Raw genomic sequence first — 18,486 nt, forward strand, 5'->3', positions numbered from 1 at the left:
TGGGGGAGGCCCGAGGGGCGCGGGTTCAAGGTCGGCCGGTGGGTTTCGTGGCGGGGCGCTTTGGGGCGTTCGTGCTCTGGTGCTGGGCTTGGGGGTGGCCGCAGCGGGACTGGCGATGGTGGCGGGTGGCTGCGTGGCCGGGTTGGGGTGGGGGCGTGGCGGGGAATGGCGGGGCGGAGGCGCGGTGGTGGGGGATGGGAGCGCGTAGGCGGGCGGCCGTGGGTTTGTTGCGTGGGTGTTTGAGTGGGGCGGGGGCGTCCGCGCAGCATGACGCCGCCGCTCGGTGCCGGCGGCGGTTAGGGGTGACAGGAGGTGTCGCCGGTTGGGGGCGTGCGGGCGGGGGTGGGCTCTGGGCGGGGTGGGTCAGCTTTCGAGGCGGCGGCGGCGTTCGTTGTACGCGCGCATGCGGGGCGGGTAGCCCGTGAGCTGGACGTCGTAGACCGGGAGGGCGAGGTCGCGGGCGACGCGGCGGATGACGTCGGGGGAGCCGACGCGCCTTCTGGTCCACTCGCCGTCGTCGGCTACGGCGACGGCCGTGGTGTCGGTGGCGAAGGTTTCGGGCTCGACGTAGAACTCGACCCCGGCACGGGACTTCGCGAACTCGATGAGGGCCTCGATGTCGGCGTCGGTGGCCTCACGGTCGAACTTGGCCAGCCGTTGACCGCGGCGTCGGCGGAGGCCATAGCGATCGCGCCATCTCATGTCTCCTTGTATACCTCGCCTTGGCCGTTCTTGGCGTGGTCTACGGGCACTATCGGGGTTCCGTCGGGGTTTCTCCGGATGTTCTCGGGCGGGTGGCGGGCGCACGATGGGGATACGGGAAACACAACTGACCGAAGGGGTTGCTGCACATGGCAGGCACGCCGTACGACACGGCACCGACTCTGACGCCTCGGCCTCCGCAGCCTCCGCGCTGGCAGGGGCCCGCGGGAGGGCCTCGGTCGCATGTCGACCTCCGGGTGAGCAACGACGATCGGGAGCAGGTCGTCGAGCACGTCAAGGCAGCGTACGCGGAGGGGCGCTTCGACAAGGACGAGTTCGACGAGCGCGTGCACCGGGCCATGACGGCTCAGACGCACGCCGACCTCGTGCCCATCATGCAGGAGTTGTACGGCGTGCGCCCGGCCGCGCCCGCGCCCGTGCCGCCCGTCGGCCCCCGCCCCGGATTCGGGCATGTCGAGTCGGGAGACCGGCTCGCGGCCGGTGCCGCGCACCTGCTGCCGCTGCTCGGGCTCGTGGTGATCGGGCCGTTGATCGTGATGCTGGCCGGCCGGGCCTCGCCGTACATCCGGGCGCACGCGGTCGAGGCGCTGAACTTCCAGTTGACCGTCCTCGGGGCGAGCATCCTGCTGCCGTTCACCGTGATCGGCCTGATCGTGGTCCCGGTGATCTGGGTCGTGGCCTTCGTGCTGTCGGTCGTCGCGGGCGTGTCGGCGCTGACCGAGGGTCGTTTCTACCGCTACCCGCTCACGCTGCGGCTGGTGAAGTGATCAGCGGGCCAGGACCTCGTACCTGACCCGCATGACGCCCGCGCCCGTGTCGCCGATCGCGGCGAACGCGGCCCTGGACAGGTCCAGGCACCTGCCGCCGATGTACGGGCCCCGGTCGTTGATGCGCACGGTGACCGCGCGCCCGCTGGAGGGGTTGATCACCCTGACCCGGCTGCCCAGGGGGAGGGACTTGTGCGCGGCCGTCATCGCGTCGGGGTTGAAGCGTTCGCCGCTCGCGGTCATCTGGGGTTCGTCGTAGAAGGAGGCGCCGCACGATCCGCTGCTGATCACCTTCGCGGCCTTGCGCTTGGGCTTGGGCTTCGCGGTGGTCTTGGGGGCGGCCTTCGGCTCCGCCTTGGCCTCCGGTTCGGAGGTGGGGGTGGACGTCGGGGATTGCGTGGGGGTGGGTTCTGGCGTCGGGGTCACCGCGGAGGTCTGGGGGATCGCAGGGGTCTGGGGGGAGAGCTTGGGGGCTGCCGCGGGGAGGTGGGCCGCCGTTCTCGCCAGGGGGGCGGGCGCCTCCTGACGGGCGATCACGGCCCAGGTGGCGGCGGCTGCCGTCACGGCGGCTACGGCGCAGGTGGCGGTGATGACACGGCGGCGGGTACGCCGGCTGGAGTGCTGGCCCACGGCTGACCACGGCTCCTTGTTCGGGGGCAGGGGAGGAGACGGGAGCACGGGCCGCGGCCGAGGGGAGAGGGCGCGGCCCGTGCCCGGATGCGGGGAGGTCCCGCGTGGTGCAGCCGACCATATTGGACAAAACTGGGACAAAGACACCTTAATGGGATATATCGTGACTTATATCACTATTGGGGTGATCGGGGATGAAGGTGGCGCCGGGGGTGGTGTGGTGACGTCGGCGGCGGCGTGGGGTGGCGCTCGCTCGTGCGTGTGATGGCGCTGTGCAGCGGCGGCGGCGTGGGGTGGCCCTCGCTCGTGCGTATGACGGCGCTGCGCGGCGGCGGGGTCGTGGGGTGGCCCTCGCTCGTGCGTATGACGGCGCTGCGCGGCGGCGGGGGCGTGCCGGGTCGGCGTCCGCGCCAATCAAACGCCGGGTGAGGCGCCGCTCGGCAGGGCAAAGGGCAACGGGCAACGGGCGAAGGACTGGGCGAAGCGGCGAGTGAGGGCCGGCGCATGGGTGGGTGGGACCGCTGGGTGAGCAGCGGCGTTGGGGTGCGCTGGGCGGATGGGCGGCTGTTGGCGTAAGGGGTGTGCGTGGGGGCGTGGGGGCGGGCTGGCGTAAGGAGTCGCGGGGCGGCCAGTGGGGGTCGGCTCAGGGGGCCGCTGGGCGGGGGCCGTCGTAGGGGCGGCGGGGTGCCGCGTGGGGGCCGGGGCGCGGTGGGCGGGGCCGCTGGGTGGCCCTCAGCGTAAGGGGCGGTGGGGTGGCACGCGGGGGCCGGCGCACGGTGGGGCGGGGGGCGGCATATGGGTGGCGGGGCGCTGGGTGAGGGGCTGCGCAATGCGTACGGCGCTCGGCAAAGGGCTGGGGGAGGCGCCCGTGCGAGTCTGTCTCGTCAGAGCAGGAGCGACCTGACCGTGTCCACCGTGTCGGCCTCCGCGGCCGTCTTGTCGTCGCGGTAGCGCAGGACGCGGGCGAAGCGCAGGGCCATGCCGCCCGGGTAGCGGGTCGAGCGCTGTACGCCGTCGAAGGCGATCTCGACCACCTGGACCGGGCGTACGTGGACCGTCCAGCCGTCGGTGGGGCCGTCGGCGAGTTGCAGGAAGCGTTCCGTCTGCCAGGCCAGCAGTTCGTCGGTGAGGCCCTTGAAGGTCTTGCCGAGCATGACGAAGCCGCCGGTCTCGGGGTCGCGGGCGCCCAGGTGGATGTTGGACAGCTTGCCCTGGCGGCGGCCGCTGCCCCATTCGACGGCCAGGACGACGAGGTCGAGGGTGTGGCGGGGCTTGACCTTGATCCAGCCTGCGCCGCGGCGGCCGGCGGCGTACGGGGTCTGGGGGCTCTTGACGACCACGCCCTCGTGGCCGCGGCGGACGACCTCGGCGAAGAACGCCTCACCCTCGGCGGGGTCGGCGGTGACCAGGCGGGGGGTGAGCAGCGACTCGGGGACGGCGTCGGACAGGGCGGCGTGGCGTTCGGCGTCGGGGAGGTCGAGCAGGTCCTTGCCGCGCAGGCGGAGCGCGTCGAAGAAGAAGACGCTCAGCGGGGTCGCCTCGCGCAGGCGGGCGACATCGGTGCGGCTCGCGACGCGGGCCGCGGTGACCTGGAACGGCTCGGGCCGGCCGTCGGGGCGCAGCGCGATCACCTCGCCGTCGAGGATCAGGTCGTCGTACGGCAGCTCGCGTACGGCCTCGACCAGCTCGGGGACCTGGGCGGTGATGTCGTCGAGGGTGCGGGTGAAGACCGCGACCACTTCGCCGGAGCGGTGGGCCTGCACCCGGATGCCGTCGAGCTTCCACTCCAGGGCCGCCTCGCCGCCGATCTTCTCCAGGGCGGCGGTGACGGTGGGGGCGCTCTGGGCGAGCATGGGGGCGACCGGGCGGCCCACCTCGACCTGGAAGGCGCGCAGGGCCTCGACGCCGCCCGTCAGCGCGGCGGAGCCCACCGCCGGCAGCCAGCCGCGGAGCGTGAGCGCGCGGCGTACCTCGGCGGATGGGGCGCCGGAGGCGCGGGCGATGGCCTCGATCATCACGCCGTCGAGCGCGCCCTGGCGCAGCTCGCCGGTGAGCAGGCGCACCAGGAAGGACTGCTCCTGCCGGGTGGCGCCGCCGAACAGCTCGGTCACCAGCGCCCTGCGCGCGGCCTGGGAGCCGGGGCCCGTCTGGGCCTTGATCCGTTCGAGCAGGTCGTCCACCCTGCCGAGGGTCATGGTGGCGACCTGGCGCGGCTCGGGGAGGTCGCGCAGGGAGCGGTAGCCGACGCCGACCTGGCGCTGGGGCAGTTCGCCGGACAGGTAGGAGATCGCGATCTCGGCCTCGGCCCGCTCGACCCGGCCGAGCAGCTCGGCCAGGAGGCGGATCTTGCCCAGTCTGGCACTGGTGCGGGCCACCTCTTCGGAAACCCGGGCCACGTCGATCAGCAACACACCGTCAATGGTGCCTTACCGGACGGTCTGCTGGGGCCCTCGGCCGCGGCCGGGCGAATCCGGCCGCGCGTGCCGGCCGGGCGGGCGCGCGCCCCGGCCGGCACGGGCAAATCTCGGTAGGTCCTCTAGTTCACGCCGAGCAGGTCGACGACGAAGATCAGAGTCTCGCCGGGCTTGATGCGGGTGCCCGCGCCGCGGTTGCCGTAGCCCAGGTGGGCCGGGATGGTCAGCTTGCGCCGGCCGCCGACCTTCATGCCGGCGACGCCCTGGTCCCAGCCCGCGATGACCCGGCCGGCGCCGAGCGGGAACTGGAACGGCTGGCCGCGGTTCCACGAGGCGTCGAACTCCTCGCCGGTGGAGAACGCCACGCCCACGTAGTGCACGCTGACGTTGTCGCCCGGCTTGGCCTCGCGGCCCTCTCCCACGGTGATGTCCTCGATCTGCAGATCCGCGGGCGGCGCGCCCTCGGGGAAGTCGATCTCCGGCTTCTCCAGTGCCACGTGGTTCTCCTTGCCTGGATTCGCGCCTCTGGGTCGGTGAACCGGGCCGCGGGCGCGTACGGGACCGGCCGCCGGCCGCCTTTCCGGGCCGACCGGACGACTCTACGTGGTACGGCTCGCGGGCGGGCGGCGGCGGGGTCCGTATTCTCCACCCGGGTGGACGAACGTCACCCGGCCCCTGGAAGGTCAGGGCCGCCGGGGCGGGGGAGCGGGGGATGAGGGGGTCGTGGGCGTGTCGGCGTAGGCGGACGGCGCCTGGGCGCGGGCCCGCGCGGGGTCGTAGGTGCCGGCGCTCGGCGGCGGGGTCACCACCGCGGTGTCGGCCTGGGCGGACCCGGTGGCGGCGGCGACGCCGTCGAGGAGCTGCCGGGCGCGCTCCAGCTCGGCGGAGGTGACGAGCACGTCGTACCGGCCGGCGACGATGGCGCTTCGCGAGGCGAAGTCGCGCTTGCCGCCCTGGAAGGCGTGGTTGATGAAGCCGAAGGCGGCCCCGAGCACCGCGCCCCACAACGCCGCCCACAGCACCAGCGCGACGAAGGAGCCCGTGGTGCTGGTGAACAGCCCGAGGAACAGTCCCACGATCACACCGAACACGGCACCGCTGCCGGCGCCGGTCAGGGCGGCGCGGGCGTTGGTGACCCTGCCGGTCACCGCCTCCTCCAGGCGCAGGTCCTGGCCGACGATGGACACGTTCTGCACCGGGAAGCCGGCGTCGGAGAGCGTGTCCACCGTGCGCTGGGCCGACAGGTAGTCGGGATGGCTGACGAGCAGTCGCCGGTCGCCGCCGACGGGCACGTCCAGTCCGGCGGTCGGATCGGTCATCATGGTGATCTCGCCTCTCACGAGATGGACTGACACGAAAAAGACGATCGTGCCTCTACCCGCCTCGCGGAGGTTATGCCTACCAGCTCTGGTGCAGCGGCATCCCCTCGGTGTAGCCGGAGGAGCTCTGCACGCCCACCACCGCCTTGGCGTGGAACTCCTCCAGGTCGGCCGCCCCGGCGTACGTGCAGGCCGAGCGCAGGCCGGCCACGATCGCGTCGATCTGGTCCTCGACGCTGGGCCGCACCGGGTCGAGATACATCCGGGAGGTCGAGATGCCCTCCTCGAACAGCGCCTTGCGCGCCCGGTCGAACGGCGTGTCCTCGGCGGTGCGCAGGCGTACGGCCCGCGCGGAGGCCATGCCGAAGTTCTCCTTGTAGCGCCGCCCGTTGGCGTCGGTGCGCGCGTCGCCCGGCGACTCGTACGTGCCCGCGAACCAGGACCCGATCATCACGTTGGCGGCGCCGGCGGCCAGGGCCAGCGCGACGTCGCGCGGATGGCGTACGCCGCCGTCGGCCCACACGTGCCGGCCCAGCCGGCGCGCCTCGGCCGCGCACTCCAGCACCGCGGAGAACTGGGGCCGGCCCACGCCGGTCATCATGCGCGTGGTGCACATCGCGCCGGGGCCCACCCCGACCTTGATGATGTCGGCGCCGGCCGCGGCGAGGTCGCGCACGCCCTCGGCCGTCACGACGTTCCCGGCCGCGACCGGCACGCCCGGGTCGAGCGCCCGCACCGAGCGCAGCGCTGAGATCATCTTCTCCTGGTGGCCGTGCGCGGTGTCCACCACCAGGCAGTCGACGCCGGCGTCGAGCAGCTCCTTGGCCTTGGCCGCGACGTCGCCGTTCACGCCCACGGCCGCGGCGATGCGCAGCCGGTTGGCCGCGTCCACAGCCGGCCGGTACAGCGTGGCGCGCAGCGCGCCCGTGCGGGTCAGGATGCCGACGAGGCGGCCGTCGTGGTCCACGACCGGGGCGAGCCGGTGCCGTCCCTCGTGCAGGCTCTCGAACGCCTCGCGCGGGTCGAGGCCGGCGGGCAGCGTCAGCAGCGAGGCCGACATGACCTGGGAGAGCTGGGTGTACATGTCCACGCCCTGGCAGTCGGCCTCGGTTACCACGCCGACCGGGCGGTTCTCCCAGTCCACGACGATGACCGCGCCGTGGGCCCGCTTGGGCAGCAGGTTCAGCGCCTCGCCGACGGTGTCGTGTGCGGTGAGCGTGATCGGGGTGTCGTGGACGAGGTCACGGGTCTTGACCCAGTCGATCACGTTGGTGACCACGTCGATCGGGATGTCCTGCGGTATCACGGCGATGCCGCCGCGCCGCGCCACGGTCTCGGCCATGCGCCGCCCGGCGACGGCGGTCATGTTCGCCACCACGATCGGGATGGTGGTGCCGGTGCCGTCGCAGGTGGCGAGATCGACGTCGAGCCGGGAGCCGACGGCCGAGCGTGCGGGGACCATGAACACGTCGGAGTAGGTCAGCTCGTGGGCAGGCGTCATGTCGTTCAGGAACTTCACGTATGTCCATCCTATTCGCCCGGTGCTCAGACAGGTATTCCCCGTTCCGTATCCTGAATGGCCTCTCAGCAGGACGTCGCTGGTCAGAGGGGTGCGGGGGAGGATTCCACACCCGCCGGGGTTGCCGGTGATCCGGATGATGCGGGAAGGGGCTACATTGACGGCGCGATCGATTGACGCCGAACGGGTGGCCATGAAATGGAGGCGCAGTGAACATCGTTGACCGGCCGGAGGCGCTGGTCGTCGGGTTCGCCGTACGCACGTCGAACGCCGACGAGATGGATCCCTCGCGGGCCAGGCTGCCCGCCCTGTGGGCGCGGGCCGGGGCGCCGGGGGCGTTCGCCCACGTCCCCGGCAAGGCCGACGAGAACCTGTACGCGGTGCTGACCGACTACGAGAGCGACCACAACGGGGCGTACACGCAGGTGGTCGGGGTCGCGGTGCGCACGGCGGCGGCGTTGCCCGAGGGCATGGTGGCCGTGCGCGTGCCGAAGGTGCCCGCGCTGAAGCTGGAGGCGCGGGGGCCCATGCCGGGCGCGTTGGTGGAGTGCTGGCAGCAGGTGTGGAAGCACACCGAGTCGGGGGCCACGCCGCCCCGGGCGTTCACCACCGATCTGGAGGTGCACCACCCGGACGGCGCCGACCTGTACATCGCGGTGCTCCAGCCGATGTGAACGCCGGTGTCGCCCGGCCCGTGACGGGCCGGCGACCCGCGTGTCAGGCCAGCACGCCCGCTTCCCGGAGCTTCGCCGCGGTCTCGCGGGAAAGGCCCCAGCCCGACAGATCCTCCAGGGTGGTCGCGGGCGACAGGTCCTGTTCCGGCACGCCGAGCAGCCGGGGCGCGGGGGCCGGCTGCAGCACCTCGCCGACGCGCAGGAACGTGCCGCGCGCCTTGTTGTGCGGGTGCTCGGCGGCCTCGCCCATCGACAGCACGGGCGAGACGCACGCGTCGGAGCCGTCGAACACCGCCTCCCACTCCGCCCGGGTCCTGGAGCGGAACTCCGCCGCCAGCCGCTCCTTCAGCGCGGGCCAGTTGGCCGGGTCGTCGCGGTCGGGCAGGCCGGTGAGCCCCATCCGCGCGACCATCTCCTCCCAGAACTGCGGCTCCAGCGAGCCGACCGCCACGTAGCCGCCGTCGGCGGTCTCGTACGTGTCGTACATCGGCGCCCCGGTGTCCAGCAGGTTGGTGCCCCGCGGCCCCCAGGACCCGCTCTGCACGCCCTGGTAGAACATCGCGAACAGCAGCGCCGAGCCGTCCACCATGGCCGCGTCGATGACCCGCCCCAGGCCGGTGCGCCCGCGTTCGATCAGCGCCAGCAGCACCCCGTACGCCAGCATCAGCCCGCCGCCCGCGAAGTCGCCCAGGATGTTGATCGGCGGGGTGGGCTTCTCGCCCGCGCGGCCGAGCATGGACAGCACGCCGGAGATCGCGATGTAGTCGATGTCGTGCCCGGCGGTGGGGCCGAGCGGGCCGTCCTGACCCCAGCCGGTCATGCGGCCGTAGATGAGGCGCTCGTTGACCGCGTGCAGGTCCTCGGGGCCGATGCCGAGCCGTTCGGCGACGCCGGGACGGAACACCTCGATCACCACGTCGGCGCCGCGGGCCAGCTCCTTGAAGGCGGCCACGCCGTCGGGGGACTTCAGGTCGAGCCCGATGGTGTGCTTGCCCCGGTCCATCACGTCCGTACGCGGCCGGCCGCCCGCCCGGCGCACGGCCGGCACGCGGTCGATCCGCAGCACCTCCGCCCCGTGGTCGGCCAGCATCATCCCGGCGAACGGCCCGGGCGCCAGGCCGGCCAGCTCAAGGACGCGAATCCCGGCGAGCGGTCCCGTACGGCCCTCGGTCGCTGCGCTCATGAGGATCTCCTTCAGCGTTCGGTGGGCGGTGAACAAGCGTTGGGTTCGACGCCCGGTGCGGTCAGTAGAACCATATTCGGTCACGTCTGGCAAGCCTCCGCGCCCGCCCCCGCGCCCACCGTGAAGACGCGCCGCCGTCCACCAACGCGGAAGGCCGGGATTATGGGAAACTTGCGCCCTATTGCGTAGCGGATCTAGGGGCTGAAACGGACATGGTGTCACCGGACGGAGAGCGCTTGATCGCCCGGCGTTACCGCCTGTTGCGCAAACTCGGCCAGGGCGGCATGGGCGTGGTGTGGGAGGGCCACGACACATTGCTCGACCGCGCCATCGCGGTCAAGGAGGTGCTGCTGCCCCCGAACCTCCCGCCGGTCGAGCACGAGCGCCTGCTGCTGCGCACCACACGCGAGGCGCGCACCGCGGCCAAGCTCAACCATCCCGGCATCGTCGCCATCTACGACGTCGCCGAGCAGGACGGCCGCCCGTGGATCGTCATGGAGCTGGTGGACGCCCAGCCGCTGGACGAGATGGTCCGCACCCGCGGCGCCACCCCGGTGCGCCAGGTGGCCGACATCGGGCTCCAGGTGCTGTCGGCGCTGCGCGCCGCCCACGAGGCGGGCATCCTGCACCGGGACGTCAAGCCGGCCAACATCCTGGTGGCGGACGACGGGCGGGCGGTGCTGACCGACTTCGGCATCGCCACGCTGGAGGGCGACACCTCGCTGACGCAGACCGGCATGGTGGCGGGCTCGCCCAGCTTCCTGGCCCCCGAGCGGGCCCGCGGCCAGGCGTCCGGCCCGGCCGCCGACCTGTGGTCGCTCGGCGCCACCATCTACGCCGCGGTGATCGGCCGCTCGCCGTTCGAGCGGGCCGACACCATGGCCACGCTGAGCGCGCTGCTGACCGAGGAGCCCGACCTCAGCCGGGTGCCGCCCGCGCTGCACCCGATCATCAAGGGCCTGCTCCAGCGCGACCCGGCGCAGCGGCTCACCGCCGAGCAGGCCGAGGAGATCCTGACCGGGCTCGCCGCCCCGGCCCAGGGCAAGGGCGGCAGGCGGCGCGACCGCGGCGCCCCCGCGACGGGCCAGGCCGCCCAGGGCGGCGACGGGGCCGGGGGCCGCCGCAGGACGCTGGTGATCGCGAGCGCGGCGGTGGTCGTGGCGGTGGCCGCGGCCGTCGGCTGGGTCACGCTGGTGCCCGACGCGCCCGGCTCGCGCAGCGCCGACGCGGCGGCAGCGGCGGCGGCCACGACCAGCCCGCCCGCCACTCCGCAGTCCCGGCCCGAGGTCACCCCGACGCCGACCCCCACCCCGACGCCCACGGCGGTCAGGCGGGCCGCGGCCATCCGCACGTACACCTCCCCGGCCGGCTGGTCGATCCGCTACCCCCGGCTGTGGAAGGGCTCGCGGCAGGAGGCGTACACCGAGTGGCTGCGCCGCGACGGCAACGCGCACCTCGGCGTGGAGGAGGTGCCGGGCCGGGGCGGCGACCCGGCCCAGGTGCTGCGCGACGCCGAGGAGAACTTGAAGCCGTACGCGCAGAGCATCCGCACGATCCGCACCGGCGAGGTGCGGGTGCCCGGGGCCACCGCGGTGGAGTGGGAGTTCACCTGGGTGGCCGGCGACCTGGGCCGCTCGGAGTGGGCCAGCGCGGGCCAGACCTACCACGAGGTGCAGCGCGTGATCGTGGTGGGCGAGAACACCTACATCCTGGAGTGGACCACGCTGGAGTCGGACTGGAAGCGCCAGCGCCGCCTGCTCAACCAGGTGTTCCGCAGCTTCACGCCCGGAGGGGTCTGACGCCATGACCGAGCAGGGGCCCTGGCGGCTGCTGGCCCTCGCGCCGCTGCCCGAGGACGCCGTGCGGGCCATGCTCGGGCCTCTCGGCGAGGCGGTCACCGTGGCCGTGCCCGCCGCCCGGGAGCGCGGCGCGCTGCTCGACGCGCTGGCCGAGGCGGAGATCGTGGTCGGCGATTGGACCGCCGCGCTGGCGCTCGACGCCGAGGCCGTACGCGCGGCGCCCCGGCTCGCCTTCGTGCAGCAGCCCTCGGTCGGCGTGGACGGGCACGACCCGGACGCGCTCGCGGCGGCCGGCGTGCCGCTGGCCAACACGGCGGGGGTGAGCGCCGCGGGCGTCGCGGAGTGGTGCCTGGCCTCGGCCCTCGCGCTGAGCCGCAAGCTCCCCGAGGCCGACGCCGCCGTGCGCGCGGGCGAGTGGCCGCAGCTCGGTCTGAGGCCCAGGGAGCTGGGCGGGCTCCGGGTCGGCATCGTCGGCTTCGGGCCGATCGGGGCGCGGGCGGCGGAGCTGTTCGGCGCGCTCGGCTGCGCGGTGTCGTACTGGTCGCGCCGGGCCAGGCCGCCGGAGGAGAGCCGCGGCGCGGAGTACCTCGGCCTGGACGAGCTGGTGGCGGCCTCCGACGTGCTCGTGCTGGTGATCGCGCTGTCGGAGGAGACCCGGGGCCTGATCGGCGCCGAGCGGCTGGCCCGGATGCCCGCCGGGGCGCTGCTCGTCAACGCCGCGCGGGGCGGGGTCGTGGACCAGGCGGCCCTGGTGGCGGCGCTGGAGCGCGGCCACCTCGGCGGCGCGGCGCTGGACGTCTTCGCCACCGAGCCGCTGCCCCCGGACGACCCGCTGCGCTCGCTGCCCCACGTGCTGCTCTCGCCGCACGTGGCCGGGAGCACCCCGCAGTCCACGACGAGGCTGGTGGCCAGGGTGCTGGACAACGTGCGCGCCGCCGTCGAGGGCCGCCCGGTCGAGGGCGTGGTCAACGGCGTGTCCCCGGTGGTCGTGCGCCGCGCGCCCGGCTAGCGGTATCCGGACTCCGCGGTGGGTTTCGCATGGCCGATATCGCGGCACACCGGGGGGGTGGGCGTGACGACGATCGCGTGAGGAGTAGAGTTCTCACGGCTCGCGGGCCGGGGATCGATCACGCGTGCCGCGGCAGTTGTAAGTTTTCGCATGCTTAACGTGTCGAGTCTGGTACGTCGATATTTCTGGATATAGCGTTCGATGGGACGATCTCCGTCTCTGGGAACCTGGGGGTGGTGTCATGCCAGAGCGCTCCGTGCGGACGACCGGGCGGATGGGGGCACACCGGCGGGCAGTAGAGCAGATCAAGGAGTCCTACGCCGCGATTCCCGATGACGCGGCGCCGCGGCTGGCCAAGGCCACGACGAATCTGTTCCGCTTCCGCGACGGCGGGAAGGCGGCCAAGCTCTCCGCGCGCGACCTCGACCAGGTCATCGAGGTCGATCCGGTCACGCGCACGGCCGAGGTGCAGGGGATGACCACCTACGAGCACCTCGTGGACGCCACCCTGCCGCACGGCCTCATGCCGTACGTCGTGCCGCAGCTCAAGACGATCACGCTCGGCGGGGCGGTCACCGGGCTCGGCATCGAGTCCACCAGCTTCCGCGACGGGCTGCCGCACGAGTCGGTGGAGGAGCTGGAGATCCTCACCGGCGACGGCCGCATCATCGTGGCCCGCGACGACAACGAGCACCGCGACCTGTTCCGTGCCTTCCCCAACTCCTACGGCACGCTGGGCTACGCGCTGCGCATCAGGATCAAGCTCAAGCCGGTCAGCCCGTACGTCCGCCTCACGCACCTGCCGTTCTCCGACGCCGACAAGTGCATGCTGGCCATGCAGGAGATCTGCGAGCGCGGCGAGCACGACGGCGAGAAGATCGACTTCGTGGACGGCGTGTTCTTCCGGCCCGGCGAGATGTACATCACGGTCGGGCAGTTCGCCGACCGGGCTCCGTACGCCTCCGACTACACCGGCATGCGGATCTACTACCAGTCGATCCGCACCCGCACCCGCGACTGGCTGACCATCCGCGACTACCTGTGGCGCTGGGACACCGACTGGTTCTGGTGCTCGCGCGCCTTCGGCGTGCAGCAGCCGCTGGTCCGCTCGCTCATGCCGCGCCGCTGGATGCGCTCCGACGTCTACCGCAGGCTCGTCGGCCTGGACCGCAAGTACGGCGTGACGGCCCGGATCGACCGCTGGCGCGACCGGCCGGTGCAGGAGTCGGTGATCCAGGACATCGAGGTGCCCGTCGAGCGCGGCGCCGAGTTCCTGGACTTCTTCTCCGCCAAGGTGGGCATGACGCCGGTGTGGATGTGCCCGCTGAAGGCGCGCGAGGAGTGGCCGCTGTACCCGCTGGAGCCGGGACGGCTGTATGTGAACTTCGGGTTCTGGGGAACCGTCCCGCTGCCACGGGGGCAGTTCGACGGCTACTACAACCGCATGATCGAGCGCGCCGTGCACGACCTCGACGGGCACAAGTCGCTGTACTCGACCTCGTTCTATCCCCGCGAGGAGTTCTGGCGGCTGTACAACGGAGACGCGTACTGGCCGGTCAAGCGGTCCTACGACCCGGGCGGTCGCTTGCTCGACCTCTACGACAAGTGTGTACGGGGGCGTTAAGGAGGTTGGTTCTGTGTCGCTTGCACAGATCTTCGAAAAGATCGTGGGCCCCGACGCGGGCATCTCGCTGGTCGCCTACGACGGCAGCAAGGCCGGGCCGGCGAGCGCCGACATCCGCATCGAGGTGAAGTCGCCGATCGCGGTGGCCTACCTGGCCCAGGCTCCGGGCGAGCTGGGCCTGGCCCGCGCGTACGTCTCCGGGCACATCGACGTGCAAGGTGACATGTACACCCTGCTCGACCGCATGTGGTCGGTGACGCTCAACGACATGCCCACCTCCGAGAAGATCGCCGCGATGCGCTCGCTCGGGCTCAAGCCGCTGCTGATGCGGGTGCCGCCGCCCAAGCAGGAGGTGCGCCGCAGCATGATGGCCCGCCTGGGCAGCCGGCACGCCAAGCGCCGCGACGCCGAGGCGATCCACCACCACTACGACGTCTCCAACAGGTTCTACGAGTGGGTGCTCGGCCCCTCGATGGCCTACACCTGCGCCGTCTTCCCGCAGCAGGACTCCACGCTGGAGGAGGCGCAGTTCACCAAGTTCGACCTGGTGGCCAAGAAGCTGGACCTCAAGCCGGGCATGCGCCTGCTCGACGTGGGCTGCGGCTGGGGCGGCATGGTCATGCACGCCGCCCGCGAGTACGGCGTCAAGGCGCTGGGCGTCACGCTGTCGCGCCAGCAGGCCGAGTGGGCGCAGAAGGCCATCGCCGAGGCGGGCCTCGGCGAGCTGGCCGAGGTGCGCCACATGGACTACCGCGACGTCAAGGAGACCGACTTCGACCGGGTCAGCTCCATCGGCCTGACCGAGCACATCGGCAAGGACAACCTGCCGTTCTACTTCAAGTTCCTCTACGACAAGCTCAAGCCGGGCGGGCGGCTGCTCAACCACTGCATCACCCGGCCCACCGGCACCGAGAAGACCTTCAACAAGGGCGGGTTCATCAACCGCTACGTCTTCCCCGACGGCGAGCTGGAGTCCGTGGGCTACCTCGTGCGCCAGATGGAGGACATCGGCTTCGAGATCCGGCACGAGGAGAACCTGCGCGAGCACTACGCGCTGACGCTGCGCAAGTGGTGCGCCAACCTCGACGAGCACTGGGACGAGGCCGTGCAGGAGGTCGGCCGGGGCACCGCCCGCGTGTGGCGGCTGTACATGGCCGGCTGCGTCGTCGGCTTCGAGCGCAACAAGGTGCAGCTCCACCAGGTGCTCGCGGTCAAGCTGGGCGAGCACGGCGCCTCGGACATGCCGCTGCGCCCGGCCATCGGCTGGCCCTGACCGATCCCGCCGACCACGGCGGTCCCGGCCACGGCGCCAGGTCCCGGCCACGGCGCCAGGTCCCGGAAACGACGGCAGGCCGCCCGCGGAAGCGGGCGGCCTGCCGCGTTGTGCCGAGGGTCGGCGTTGTGCCGAAGGTCGGCGTTGTGCCGAGGGTCGGCGTTGTGCGCAGGGCCGGTGTTGCGCGGCGGGTCAGCGCAGCTCGCGCTTGAGGATCTTGCCGGTCGCGGTCATCGGCAGCGACTCGCGGAACTCCACGATGCGCGGGTACTTGTACGCGGCCATGTTCTCCTTGGCCCAGTTCACCAGGTCGTCCTCGGTCAGCGTGGAGCCGGGCGTGCGGATGACGTACGCCTTGATCTCCTCGCCGTGCGAGTCGTGCGGCACGCCGAGCACGGCCGCGAGCGAGACCTCGGGGTGCGTCATCAGCACCTCCTCGACCTCGCGCGGGTAGACGTTGAAGCCGCCCCGGATGATCATGTCCTTGGCGCGGTCCACGATGTAGTAGTAGCCGTCCTCGTCCCGCGTCGCGATGTCGCCGGTGCGGAACCAGCCGTCGCGCAGGACCTCCGCGGTGGCCTCGGGCCGGTTGTAGTAGCCCTTCATCACATTGTGCCCGCGGATGGCGATCTCGCCGGGGCCCTCGCCCTCGATGGTGTTCCAGTCGCTGTCGATGAGCTTCATCTCCACGCCCCAGATCGGCCAGCCGATCGAGCCGGCCTTGGCCGGCTTGCCCGGCTGGTTGAAGCTGGCGACGGGCGAGGTCTCCGACAGGCCGTACCCCTCGTTGATCGGCACCCCGAAGGTGGCCTCGAAGTCCTTGAGCACCTCCACCGGCGCCGACGCGCCGCCCGCCGTCGCCGACTTCAGCGAGGTGGGCACCTCGTCCCCGTCGGCGTGGATCTTCGACAGCATCGCCCAGTACATCGTGGGCACGCCGGCGAACAGGGTCACCTTCTCCTTGCGCATCAGCTCCAGCGCGGGGCCGGGCTCGAAGCGGGGGAGCAGCACCAGCGTGGCCCGGCGGCGGAACCCGGCGTTGAGCATCGTGGTCTGCCCGAAGGAGTGGAACAGCGGCAGCGCGACGAGGTAGATGTCCTTGCCCAGCCCCTCGCGCGGGAACATCTCGTCCGAGACCATCGCGTTGAGCAGCATGTTCTGGTGACTCAGCTCCGCGCCCTTGGGCTGGCCGGTGGTGCCGCTGGTGTAGAGGATGACCGCCGTGTCGTCGGCCGAGGTCTGCACGGTGGAGAACTCGCCCGGCATGCCATCGAGCGCGGCCCACAGCGTCTCGCCGTACTCCGACTCCATGGCGAACGGCGTGGCCGGGAGGACGAAGAAGTGCTCGGCGCTGCCGGACTGCTCGAAGCCCGCCTTGCCGCGCTCGCCCAGGGGCAGCTCCGGCGTGCCCTCGAAGCAGAACAGCGCCTTGGATTCGGAGTCGTCGAGGTGGTAGGCGATCTCGCGCGGCTGGAGGAGCACGTTGAGCGGCACCACCGTGGCGCCCGCCTTGAGGATGCCGTAGTAGACGAACGGGAAGTAGGGCAGGTTGGGGCAGGCCAGCGCCACCTTGTCGCCCTTGCGGATGCCCCGCGCGACCAGGAGGTTGGCGACCTGGCTCGCCACCGTGTCCACCAGCGAGTACGGGATGCGCAGGTCACCGAAGACCAAGGCGGTCTGGTCCGGTGCCTCCCGCGCGCTGTCCTCCAGCACGATCGCCAGGTTGAGCATGGAACGCGTCCTCCTCGTAGCCGGTTGGAGACGATGCTGCCCGGCCATACTCGCAGGCGCGGGATACCTACCGGTAGGTAACCCAAGATTACAAATTGGACGATTACCCGCAAGAGCCGTGAGTCGCTGGACGAGTCCGGTCAAGGCGATGGACGGGGACGACGAAGCGGAGTAAGCACATAGCGGAGTGTGCGGACGACGGGCCGCCCGCCCCCGCGACGGCCCGCCCCTCGTTGGAAAGGTGCGCCCCATGGCCACGGCCACGCAGTACGACTACGTCATCGTCGGAGCCGGCTCCGCGGGATGCGCGCTCGCCGGGCGGCTGTCGGCCGAACCCGGGGTCACGGTGGCGCTCATCGAGGCGGGCGGCCCCGACAGCAAGATGGAGATCCGGGTGCCGGCCGGCTTCAAGAAGCTGTTCAAGACCGAGTACGACTGGAACTTCATGACCGCCAAGCAGTCCGAGATGGCCGGCAGGCGGCTGTACTGGCCGCGCGGCAAGACCCTCGGCGGCTCCTCCAGCATCAACGCCCAGATGTGGGTGCGCGGCCACCGCGCCGACTACGACGGCTGGGGCGTGCCCGGCTGGTCCTACGACGAGGTGCTGCCCTACTTCCAGCGGGCCGAGCACCGCGTCGGCTCCAACCGCGGCGGCGTCTACGGCACCTCCGGCCCGCTGCACATCTCCGAGCTGCGCGACCCCAACCCGGCGACCGAGGCGTTCCTGCGGGCCTGCGCCGAGCTGGGCATGACCCGTCTCGACGAGCTGAACGGCCCCTCCAACGAGGGGTTCGCCCAGACGCCGGTGACCCAGTGGCGGGGGCGGCGGTGGAGCGCGGCCGACGCCTACCTGCGCCCGGCGCGCGGACGGCCCAACCTCACCGTGCTCATCCGCGCCCACGCGGTCAAGGTGGCCATCGAGGACGGCCGCGCGGTGGGGGTGGAGTGCGCCGACGGGGTGCGGATCGCGGCCGGGCGCGAGGTGATCCTGTGCGCGGGCGCCATCGGCTCGCCCCACCTGCTCATGCTCTCGGGCGTTGGCGACCCCGGCGACCTGCGCGCCAACGGGGTGCTGCCGGTGTGCGAGCTGCCCGAGGTCGGCCGCAACCTCCAGGACCACCTGGCCTCCGGGATCATCCTGCACTGCCCGCGCGACATCACCCTGACCGGGGCCGAGTCGCTGGCCAACCTCGCCCGCTACCTCCTGCGCCGCCGGGGCATGCTCACCTCCAACGTCGGCGAGGCCGTCGCCTTCGTCCGTACGACGCCGCAGGAGCCCGCGCCCGACATCGAGCTGATCTTCGCCCCGGGCCCGTTCGCCGACCACGGCCTGACCCCGCCGCCCGGACACGGGCTGACCATCGCCTCGATCCTGCTGCAGCCCGAGAGCCGGGGCCGCATCACCCTCGACGGCCACGACGTGGTGATCGACCCGGCCTACCTCACCAGCCCGGCCGACCTGCGCCGGCAGGTGGCGGGCCTGCGCCTGGCCCTGGACCTGTTCGCGACCGACGCCCTCGCGCCGCTGGCCGGCCCGCCGATGTCGCCGTACTGGGGGGCGCGCACCGAGGAGGAGCTGGAGCGCTGGATCCGCGAGCGCAGCGAGACCCTCTACCACCCGGTGGGCACCTGCCGCATGGGCACCGACCCCGCCTCCGTGGTCGATCCCGAGCTGCGAGTACGCGGCGTGGCGGGCCTGCGCGTGGCCGACGTCTCCGTCATGCCGGTCATCAACCGCGGCCACACCCACGCCCCCGCCGTGATGATCGGCGAGAAGGCCGCCGACCTGATCCTCGCCGACGCCGAGGCCGGGTGACGTCA

15 protein-coding genes are annotated in these 18,486 nt (G+C 72.3%); 7 read left to right on the forward strand and 8 right to left on the reverse strand.

The annotated features are described in order from the left end of the window. Positions 1-363 precede the first annotated feature (363 nt). Entirely contained in the window at positions 364-702 is a 339-nt protein-coding gene (locus HNP84_RS23705; protein ID WP_185052079.1) for a hypothetical protein, read from the reverse strand. A 257-nt stretch (positions 703-959) separates the two neighbouring features. Here HNP84_RS23705 and HNP84_RS23710 point away from each other — a divergent pair, with 257 nt between their 5' ends. After that, positions 960-1,490: a DUF1707 and DUF4870 domain-containing protein gene (locus tag HNP84_RS23710; protein ID WP_312925569.1), complete on the forward strand. Its 531-nt coding sequence runs from the start codon at positions 960-962 to the stop codon at positions 1,488-1,490. On the opposite strand, the gene HNP84_RS55170 is transcribed toward HNP84_RS23710, so the two are convergent. The 5 genes from HNP84_RS55170 to HNP84_RS23735 form a co-directional block, all read right to left on the reverse strand. Continuing rightward, on the reverse strand, positions 1,491-2,120 hold the full coding sequence (locus HNP84_RS55170; RefSeq protein WP_312925571.1) for a septal ring lytic transglycosylase RlpA family protein: 630 nt from the start codon (positions 2,118-2,120) through the stop codon (positions 1,491-1,493). It abuts the gene before it with no gap. An 884-nt stretch (positions 2,121-3,004) separates the two neighbouring features. Then, positions 3,005-4,531, reverse strand: coding sequence for an ATP-dependent DNA ligase (locus tag HNP84_RS23720; protein ID WP_185052081.1), 1,527 nt, complete (start codon positions 4,529-4,531; stop codon positions 3,005-3,007). Between the two features lie 125 nt (positions 4,532-4,656). Then, a complete protein-coding gene (locus HNP84_RS23725) occupies positions 4,657-5,031 on the reverse strand; it encodes an FKBP-type peptidyl-prolyl cis-trans isomerase (protein ID WP_185052082.1) in 375 nt (124 codons plus the stop codon). 186 nt (positions 5,032-5,217) lie between these two features. Further along, positions 5,218-5,889 carry a YflT domain-containing protein gene (locus HNP84_RS23730; RefSeq protein ID WP_185052083.1) on the reverse strand — a complete coding sequence of 224 codons (672 nt, stop codon included), beginning with the start codon at positions 5,887-5,889 and terminating at the stop codon, positions 5,218-5,220. 43 nt (positions 5,890-5,932) lie between these two features. Beyond that, entirely contained in the window at positions 5,933-7,372 is a 1,440-nt protein-coding gene (locus HNP84_RS23735; protein WP_185052084.1) for a GuaB1 family IMP dehydrogenase-related protein, read from the reverse strand. Between the two features lie 209 nt (positions 7,373-7,581). On the opposite strand from HNP84_RS23735, the gene HNP84_RS23740 reads away from it, so the two are divergent. Then, positions 7,582-8,046, forward strand: coding sequence for a GyrI-like domain-containing protein (locus HNP84_RS23740; protein WP_185052085.1), 465 nt, complete (start codon positions 7,582-7,584; stop codon positions 8,044-8,046). A 43-nt stretch (positions 8,047-8,089) separates the two neighbouring features. Here HNP84_RS23740 and HNP84_RS23745 read toward each other — a convergent pair whose 3' ends face one another. Continuing rightward, positions 8,090-9,229, reverse strand: coding sequence for a CaiB/BaiF CoA transferase family protein (locus tag HNP84_RS23745; RefSeq protein ID WP_185052086.1), 1,140 nt, complete (start codon positions 9,227-9,229; stop codon positions 8,090-8,092). A gap of 236 nt (positions 9,230-9,465) precedes the next feature. On the opposite strand from HNP84_RS23745, the gene HNP84_RS23750 reads away from it, so the two are divergent. The 4 genes from HNP84_RS23750 to HNP84_RS23765 all read left to right on the forward strand — a co-directional run bounded on the left by HNP84_RS23750 (position 9,466) and on the right by HNP84_RS23765 (position 14,934). After that, positions 9,466-11,028: a serine/threonine-protein kinase gene (locus HNP84_RS23750; protein WP_185052087.1), complete on the forward strand. Its 1,563-nt coding sequence runs from the start codon at positions 9,466-9,468 to the stop codon at positions 11,026-11,028. 4 nt (positions 11,029-11,032) lie between these two features. Then, positions 11,033-12,037: a 2-hydroxyacid dehydrogenase gene (locus tag HNP84_RS23755; protein ID WP_185052088.1), complete on the forward strand. Its 1,005-nt coding sequence runs from the start codon at positions 11,033-11,035 to the stop codon at positions 12,035-12,037. Between the two features lie 241 nt (positions 12,038-12,278). Further along, positions 12,279-13,661 carry an FAD-binding oxidoreductase gene (locus tag HNP84_RS23760; RefSeq protein ID WP_246518548.1) on the forward strand — a complete coding sequence of 461 codons (1,383 nt, stop codon included), beginning with the start codon at positions 12,279-12,281 and terminating at the stop codon, positions 13,659-13,661. 13 nt (positions 13,662-13,674) lie between these two features. After that, a complete protein-coding gene (locus tag HNP84_RS23765) occupies positions 13,675-14,934 on the forward strand; it encodes an SAM-dependent methyltransferase (RefSeq protein WP_185052089.1) in 1,260 nt (419 codons plus the stop codon). Positions 14,935-15,126: 192 nt separating this feature from the next. Here the strand turns inward: HNP84_RS23765 and HNP84_RS23770 are convergent, their stop codons facing one another. Next, complete coding sequence (locus HNP84_RS23770) at positions 15,127-16,665, reverse strand: long-chain-fatty-acid--CoA ligase (protein ID WP_185052090.1); 1,539 nt, start codon at positions 16,663-16,665, stop codon at positions 15,127-15,129. A gap of 250 nt (positions 16,666-16,915) precedes the next feature. Between HNP84_RS23770 and HNP84_RS23775 the strand changes: the two genes are divergently transcribed. Continuing rightward, positions 16,916-18,481, forward strand: coding sequence for a GMC family oxidoreductase (locus HNP84_RS23775; protein WP_185052091.1), 1,566 nt, complete (start codon positions 16,916-16,918; stop codon positions 18,479-18,481). Positions 18,482-18,486: the final 5 nt, after the last annotated feature.

It is taken from the genome of Thermocatellispora tengchongensis (assembly GCF_014202315.1).
Classification (GTDB): Bacteria; Actinomycetota; Actinomycetes; order Streptosporangiales; family Streptosporangiaceae; genus Thermocatellispora; species Thermocatellispora tengchongensis.